This is a genomic window from Methylobacterium sp. D54C (genome assembly GCF_053345595.1).
Map to the genome: position 1 here is coordinate 1 of NZ_JBKFAK010000272.1, position 279 is coordinate 279.

Sequence of the window (279 nt, forward strand, 5' to 3'; positions counted from 1 at the left end):
CCGTTCTCGACCCGGCCGCTGATGGCCTGCTTCGACGCGGGCGCCAGGGCCTTCGGATGGTCGCGCCGGGTGCCGCGCCCGCGCGCGATGCGCGACGGGCCCTGGCGGGTGGGTCTCGGCTGCGCGACCTCGGTGCGGCCCACCAAGATCGCGGCCGCGACCCTGCGGGTCCGGCACGGCCCGGACGGCGCCGCGGAGGTCGCCTGCGCGCACCACGAGATCGGCAACGGCATCACCACGCTGCTGGCGATGGGCGCGGCGGACGGGCTCGGCGTGCCG

1 protein-coding gene is annotated in these 279 nt (G+C 78.5%); it reads left to right on the plus strand.

Translation table 11 applies throughout. From position 1 onward, the window contains the following. Positions 1-279, plus strand: a 279-nt coding sequence (locus ACLBYB_RS33490; RefSeq protein WP_447701454.1) for a molybdopterin cofactor-binding domain-containing protein, incomplete at both ends; no start/stop codon positions are given.